The following is a 7,741-nucleotide window of genomic DNA, read 5'->3' as shown; positions in this document are numbered from 1 at the left end:
GAGTAATGAGTGATGAGTAATGAGTAATGAGTAATGAGTAATGAGTAATGAGTGATGAGTAATGAGTAATGAGTAATGAGTAATGAGTAATGAGTGATGAGTAATGAGTAATGAGTAATGAGTAATGAGTAATGAGTAATGAGTAATGAGTGATGAGTAATGAGTAATGAGTAATGAGTAATGAGTGGATTATTTTTTATTTTTCTTTCAATTTGTTGATTGAAGTTGTTAATATCTTAAGAATTCTTTCATTCTCTTCTATCAGATTTTGAAATTCTGATTTTGAAACCAACTCCGACTTTATCATTATTTTTATCCAATAAAGGGTTTCATTGGCTTCCTTTAATGCTATAGAATATTTATTGATAAAGTCTTTATTTGATTGTGCATATTTAGCTTCTGAACAGTTTGCACCTATTGATGTCCCGCTTCTTAAAAATTGTTTAGACAAGATTTTACCAGCGTCGTCAAAAGGTCTTTTATTTAGCTCAGAATAAGCTTTGATAACTCTTATTGCAAAATTTTCTGTTCTTTCTTGAATACTGATATTTGCGTTATAATTAACCACGAGTAAAAAAAAGAATGCGGTAATCAATTTTACTTTATAAATAATGGAATGGGTATTTACTCATGACTCATCACTCATGACTCATTACTCATCACTCATTACTCATCACTCATTACTCATTACTCATCACTCATTACTCATTACTCATTACTCATGGAGCGAAGCGACTTGACAATCCTTTTGGCGATCGCCATCCAGTACGAACAGGATGTTGTGCAAGCTCGGCAACGAACTCGTGAGATCGCCGAGCAGTTAGGCTTTGATGCTCAAGATCGGGCGCGATTGGCAACGGCAGTTTCCGAAATTGCCCGCAATGCGTTTCAATATGCCCAAGGCGGAACGGTTGAATTTTCTGTAGCAGGAGAGCCGCAAGCGTTTCTGATTCGGATTCAAGATCGGGGTGGGGGCATTCCTGATTTAACAGATGTTTTGGCAGGACGCTACACTTCTGATACGGGAGCGGGGCTAGGCATCGTGGGTACTCGGAGATTGATGGATTTGTTCGAGATTGAATCACTGCCGGAGCAAGGAACAACAGTAACAATTGGCAAAAGGTTGTCGAAGCGCACACCTACTTTCACCGATTCGCAATTGCAGCAGATTCGAGAAACTGTAATTGGGCGATCGCCCGAAAATCCCTATCAAGAAATCCAGCAGCAAAACCAGGAATTACTCCGGGCTATGGCAGAGCTACGCAAGCGCGAAGAAGAACTGAGCCAGCTCAATCAGGAACTGGAAGATACCAATCGCGGTGTAGTTGCTCTCTATGCAGAACTGGATGAAAAGGCCAGCTCCCTGCAACAGGTAAACGAGCTAAAAACCCGCTTTCTCTCGAACATGAGCCACGAGTTTCGCACGCCGCTCAACTCGATTCTGTCCCTCTCTCGGATGCTGCTAGCCCGGATGGATGGCGATTTGACCATCGAGCAAGAAAAGCAGGTGACATTCATCCAAAAGGCGGCCAGCGGATTATCAGAACTGGTTAACGACTTGCTAGATTTAGCAAAGGTGGAAGCTGGAAAAATTGAAGTGCATCCCAGTTCTTTTGAAGTTAGTGAATTGTTTGCCACGCTGCGGGGAATGCTGCGCCCCTTATTGGTTCAAGGCTCCTCTGTGGGGCTGATTGTCGAGGAACCTGAAGGTATTCCGCCGCTCTATACCGATGAGGGAAAAGTCGCTCAAATTCTGAGAAACTTTGTCTCGAATGCCCTCAAATTTACCGAGCAAGGAGAGGTGCGCGTCAGCGCTGTACAAACGGGTCATACCGTCACTTTCTCCGTATCTGATACGGGCATCGGCATTGCTCCCGGCGATCGAGAACGGATTTTTGAAGATTTTATGCAAATTGAGTCCCCTCTGCAAAAGCAGGTGAAGGGAACCGGGTTAGGATTGCCGTTATCGCGCAAGCTAGCGGAGCTAATCGGCGGCAGGATTTCGGTGAAAAGTCAGTTGGGTGAAGGCTCTACCTTTACAGCATTGATTCCCATCGTCTACCCACATGCCACCGAATTGACCACCGTACTGCAACCAATCGCATCAGTTGAGCCAACTCGGCTGCCGATTCTGGTGGTTGAAGATCATCCAGAAACTCTATTTATTTACGAAAAGCATCTTCAGCAATCAATCTATCAATTAATTGCTACCCGCACCTTAGCTCAGGCAAGGCTTGCCTTACAACAATTTCGACCAGCGGCGATTATGCTAGATATTCTGCTGGAGGGGCAAAACGGCTGGACGTTCTTGCGAGAAATCAAAGGGGATGAAATTACCCGTACTATCCCTGTACTTGTTATTACCATCATTGATAACGAGAAGCAAGCACTGGCGCTAGGAGCAGACGGTTTTCTAATTAAGCCGGTAGACAGATTGCCGTTGTTGAACAAACTGAATACGCTAATTACTGAGAACAAGCCTCAAAAAATCTTGTTAATTGATGATGACCCCGCCTATCGGTATTTGGTGAAACAGTTGTTAATAAATACACCATTGAGGATTTTAGAAGCCGCAAATGGAAAAGAAGGATTAAATGTGGCACAACAAGAGCAGCCAAACGCCATTGTGCTGGACTTGGAGATGCCAGAGATCGGCGGGTTTGATGTACTCAAGCAACTTAAAAACAATTCCGTCACTCAGTCGATTCCTGTGATTATTCACTCATCTGCTCAACTGGATGCAGAAGCGCAGAGCCGATTAGCGGCGCAAAGCATAGCCATTGTTTCCAAAGAAATAGGCTCTCAAACCACGGCGATGTCTGGCGACAAGCCGCTAGGCGTCTACGCTCAACTTCAAGATGCGCTCGTCAAAGCCGGACTTGTTCTAGAGGTTTCAGGGAAAAATCATGTCTGAGCCACGAGTTACGATCCTGCATGTTGATGATAACGAAGCCAATCGTTACGTTGTTACCCGGATTTTGCAAAATGCAGGCTTTAGTGTCGTGGAAGCGGTAACTGGAACGACAGGCTTAGAAGCTGTTGTTAACTTTCAGCCTGACTTAGTAATTTTAGATGTCCAATTACCAGATATCAGCGGTTTTGAAATCTGTCGCCAAATTAAGGCAAACCCAGAAACGGCTTTTATCCCTGTGCTACACCTTTCTGCAAGTTTTGTCCAAAGCCAAGATAAAGCAGAAGGCTTAGATAGCGGTGCTGATGCTTATCTAGTGCAACCCGTTGAACCAATTGAACTGCTTGCCACCTTGCGATCGCTGCTGCGAATTCGCCGGGCGGAGGAAGCTGCTTTGTCCTCAGCGCGGGAGTGGCAAACCACCTTTGACTCCATGAACGACGGCGTTTCTCTGGTAGATCGGGAAGGTAGAATTATGCGCTGTAATCGAGCGATGATGCAGCTTTTTTCCAAGCCCTCCCACGAAATCTTAGGTTATGCCCACCACGAGTTGATGGGCGCAAAATTGGGAATCGGCGATGGCACTTGTTTTCGCCGTGCCAAAGAAACTCACCAACGGCAAATTCTCGAATTTCAGTCCCAAGAACGCTGGTTTGCCAAAACCATCGATCCGGTACTTGATGGGGATGGGACTCTCACAGGTGCGGTTTTCATCTTGTCTGATATTACCGAACGCAAACGAGCAGAAGCATTGCTGCAAGAGCAAAACGATCGCCTCAATCAACTGATGATTTCTTTGCAGCAACAGACTGAACAAGCACAGCAAGCCAACCGCATCAAAGATGAGTTTTTGGCAGTGCTGTCTCATGAATTGCGATCGCCCTTGAATCCAATTCTGGGTTGGGCAAGAATTCTGCAAAAGAATCACCAGGATGCAGCCAAAACTCAGTACGCCCTGGAAACGATCGAGCGCAACGCGAAACTGCAAGCACAACTAATCGAAGATTTGCTCGATGTGTCGCGGATTCTCCAAGGTAAGTTGGCTTTAAACACAGTTCCAGTCGGTCTTACTTTTACTATCAAAGCTGCCCTTGAAACTGTGCGCCTTGCTGCTGAAGCTAAATCTATTCAGATTCAAACAATATTTGAACCGAACGTTGGACAAGTGTTGGGTGATTCTGGTCGTTTGCAACAAGTTGTTTGGAATCTACTTTCTAACGCGATTAAATTTACCTCACAGGGTGGTCGAGTCGAGGTGCGGTTAGAAACGATCGAGGATGAAGTAGATACTCGTGTTGCGGAATACACTCAAATCACTGTCAGCGACAATGGTCGGGGCATCTCTGGTGACTTTTTACCCTACGTCTTTGACTACTTTCGCCAAGCCGATGGGACAACAACGCGAAAATTTGGCGGGTTGGGGTTAGGGTTAGCGATCGTGCGTCATTTGGTTGAATTGCACGGCGGAACCGTTCAAGCAGCCAGTCCTGGAGAAGGTCAAGGAGCAGTATTTACAGTCAAACTGCCACTCATCACTGCTGCAAAATTAAATCAAGTTAATGCTGCCGATCGCGAGCGCTCAGACTTCAATCTCAATGGATTGCAAGCGCTGCTTGTAGACGATGACAAAGATTCGCGGGAGTTCATTGCCTTCGTGCTAGAACAGTACGGGGCACAAGTGACTGAAGCGGACTCAGCACATGATGCTCTGAATAATTTGGGACGAGCAAAATTTGATTTGTTAATCAGTGATATTGGTATGCCCGATATGGATGGCTATACACTAATTCGTCAAATTAGAAAGCAGCCGCCCGAACAGGGCGGAGAAATTCCAGCGATCGCTCTGACTGCTTATGCGGGAGAAATCGATCGACAACAAGCACTAGCCGCCGGATTTCAACACCATATTTCTAAACCAATTGAGCTAGAAGTATTAATACAGGCTATTTTGACGATAGTAACGGTTTAGCAACCTGAATTTTGCCTTATCTATTGAAGCTAATCTCTGAAATCATCTTTAGCATTGTTTCTGCGATCGCGGCGTTTAATAAACCTATTTTAAGTAAACGCTCATTCGTAATAGGTTAACTTACTTCTGCTGTAATCCAACATCTATAGCAAAGTGCTGAGTTAAGAGTGCTGTTAGCGGAAAGCTAAGGTTTAGCCCGTGCTGAGTATAAAGCCAGTGAAATCAAGGCTTTTAGCAATCAACATTGTCCTAAGCTATGTGGCTACGGCTATAAAAGAGAATAAGCTAAAACACATTTAATTTGCATATTAAAATTTTCTCAATGTCTTGTGGGGTGGGCCGAAAAGCCATTGGTGTCAACTTAAGCCGAAAACTATATCGGATAGGCGTTTTGCAAATCCCTCCCGCCCTCATCCCCTAACCCCTTCTCCCTTGGGAGAAGGGGAATCGAATATCTAACTCCCTTCTCACGGATGGGAGAGGGGCTGGGGGTGAGGGCAAAACGTTGTCACCAAGCGGGTTTAGCGTTAACTTGACACCAATGGCAACATGAGTGCCCTGATTATGCAACTTTAATGCTGATTAGCTTACTACTTTAAATTATCCCGTGCAGCAGCACGAACAATACGATTGGGGTCTTGGGTTAGTTGTTGGCAAATATCGCGGTCAGTATTTGGATTTTGAGCGATCGCATATCTTTCTGGCCAAAACCAAGATTTATAGTATCTTGCCAGAAATGAACTCGGTATATGAGGATTCATCAGAATTAAAAAGCGAGAAAATGATGGTCTATCGGGAAATTTTAGACATCGATCCAAGAAAGGAATCGCCGCTTCTGGTTCTTGGGTCATTAAACTTTTAACAGCAGCTAAATTGAGTCGATTAAAGTAAAATCCCCCATCGACTGCGGGTTGAGTAGCTAACTTAATTAGTAAATCTTTCGGCGCACCAGGGTTTTGAGCGACTGCTAAAGGTAATCTTCGATCTGGATGCTCTGTAAATCTAGTTAGAATGTCGGTTGGAGTTTTTGGATGTTTAGCTACAGCCAATCTGACAATTAACTTATCGTCAGCTAGTTTTGCCAGAATTGAACTATCAACGTTAGGATGTCGAACAACTTTAGTTTTGACAGCAGTATACTCACTATTTGCTAGTTCTCGTAAATCTAATAAAGATAAATTTGGATTTTCCAAGCTTGCTAATTGTTCTCTAAGCATCGAATCAAGTTTGGGATTCGCCAAAGCAGCTGCTCTAACTTCTGGATTGCGATCGTTAATTAACTTATCTAGAGAGTTTTGAGTTATATTGTGATGACTAGCTACCAAAACTCTCACTCCCTGGATTGGATGCTCCACTAATTTTGATAGGATTTGCGATGAAGTTCTTGGGTCGTTCGCTAGAATTACGCCATAGTATTCTAAATTAGAAAATCTAATAAATATTGGACTATAGTCTTTATATCTACCTCTGCCAAAATCCTTAAGCATATTTTCTCGGTAGGATCTTCTTCTTCTCGAACCCCTATTTTTTTGTATCAAGTCAAGTAAACATAAGTTAATTGTTGGGTTTTCTATGGGAATATATCTTATTTTAACCCACCAATTTCTATCTTCTAACATTGTAAATAGAGTATTAAAATCGGCAACTATGGGGTTAATTTGATTGGCTACAAAATTATTTGATAATTTAGTACTATTTACTGGTAGCGTTCCCGGAAGTAAATCGAAAACTATTGCTTCTCGCTGTTTTAAATAAGTAACACATTCAGAGATTAGTTGAGAAAGCCTGGGGTGGTTCTCAAGATTATCTAAAATCCTTCTATCTGTATCAGCAGAACAAACAATCTTTAATAAAGTACTTGTATATTCGTGTACTGACTTTTGATTTAAATAAGGTAAAGTGCTTTCATCAATTGCTCCTGTGTACCACAATCGCAGTTCAATTCCTTCTTCATCATTATTTAAAATAGGCAGTTGCGCTCTATCAATTTTGCTTTCCGCTAGATTGCGCCATCCAGTTCCCAATTCTCCAGCATAATTAATGTGTAGCTTTGCGGCTTCAGCAATAAAAGGAAGGCTATTTTTTGCAAGCTTATCAAGTAATTCTTTGGGCGTTTTCGGATGATTAGCAATAATATTGAGAATTTCTGGAAATTTTTCAAGCTGGGATGCTGCTTTTAGAAAATTTGTGGATATTTCGGGCAATTGCACCAATTTAAACATCAGCCTATGAGGAATAAAAAGAATGAGATTTGGTTTTTTATTTAAAGCCACCTTATCCCAGAAAGCTATGTCATCATTGGGACAATCAAGACGTAACTGAGCAAATTCTGCAATAATATCCTTACCAAATATAGATAACTCAAATAGTTTTTTTTTAGAAGTATTGTGATGACTAGCTATAACAATTTTAAGATTAGTCTCGCAAATGTCAGCAGCAAATTCTAGAAAAGAGGTTGGTGCATTTAATGCACAAACAAGCTTCAAGAGGAATTTTTTCCCAAAACCGTGAGGAAAGTTAAAATTTTGCAGAATCGATAAATCATAAGCCGGATTACTAAAGAATTCTTCAGGAAATAGATGCGCTAGTCCGATTAACCATTGTGTTGGTGTATTGGGATTACTTGCGATCGCTCTTTGCATTTCCACATCTTTGTTAGTTCTGGCTTGTATCGCAAGTTCTCCTAATAAACTACTATCGGCACGAGGATTTGCAGCAACTAATCTCGTTAGTTCATCATTAATTACAGCTAATTCTCGTAATCTTTGTGGTGAAGTGTTATGACTTTTTGCTTCTTGCCTAAGCGAATCGAGTGACATTAACTTAACAATCCTCTCTTACTATTCTTACTATTTCAGCAA

The 7,741-nt window shown here is 42.3% G+C and carries 4 protein-coding genes; 2 read left to right on the top strand and 2 right to left on the bottom strand.

Annotated elements, in window-relative coordinates; translation table 11 throughout:
• Positions 1 to 196 precede the first annotated feature (196 nt).
• Positions 197 to 595, bottom strand: a complete 399-nt coding sequence (locus V7K45_RS26675) for a four helix bundle protein (protein ID WP_335008007.1) — start codon at positions 593 to 595, stop codon at positions 197 to 199.
• A 141-nt stretch (positions 596 to 736) separates the two neighbouring features.
• Between V7K45_RS26675 and V7K45_RS26670 the strand changes: the two genes are divergently transcribed.
• Together V7K45_RS26670 and V7K45_RS26665 are read left to right on the top strand one after the other, a co-directional pair.
• Complete coding sequence (locus V7K45_RS26670; protein WP_335008005.1) at positions 737 to 2,914, top strand: ATP-binding protein; 2,178 nt, start codon at positions 737 to 739, stop codon at positions 2,912 to 2,914.
• A complete protein-coding gene (locus V7K45_RS26665) occupies positions 2,907 to 4,880 on the top strand; it encodes a hybrid sensor histidine kinase/response regulator (RefSeq protein WP_335008003.1) in 1,974 nt (657 codons plus the stop codon). The genes V7K45_RS26670 and V7K45_RS26665 overlap by 8 nt, the downstream gene beginning before the upstream one ends.
• A 590-nt stretch (positions 4,881 to 5,470) precedes the next feature.
• On the opposite strand, the gene V7K45_RS26660 is transcribed toward V7K45_RS26665, so the two are convergent.
• Positions 5,471 to 7,699, bottom strand: coding sequence for a hypothetical protein (locus V7K45_RS26660; RefSeq protein ID WP_335008001.1), 2,229 nt, complete (start codon positions 7,697 to 7,699; stop codon positions 5,471 to 5,473).
• Between the last annotated feature and the right edge of the window lie 42 nt (positions 7,700 to 7,741).

It is taken from the genome of Nostoc sp. (assembly GCF_036917375.1).
Lineage (GTDB): Bacteria > Cyanobacteriota > Cyanobacteriia > Cyanobacteriales > Nostocaceae > Nostoc.
The sequence above is the reverse complement of the archived record's forward strand: the minus strand, read 5'-3'. Positions and strand labels throughout refer to the sequence as shown.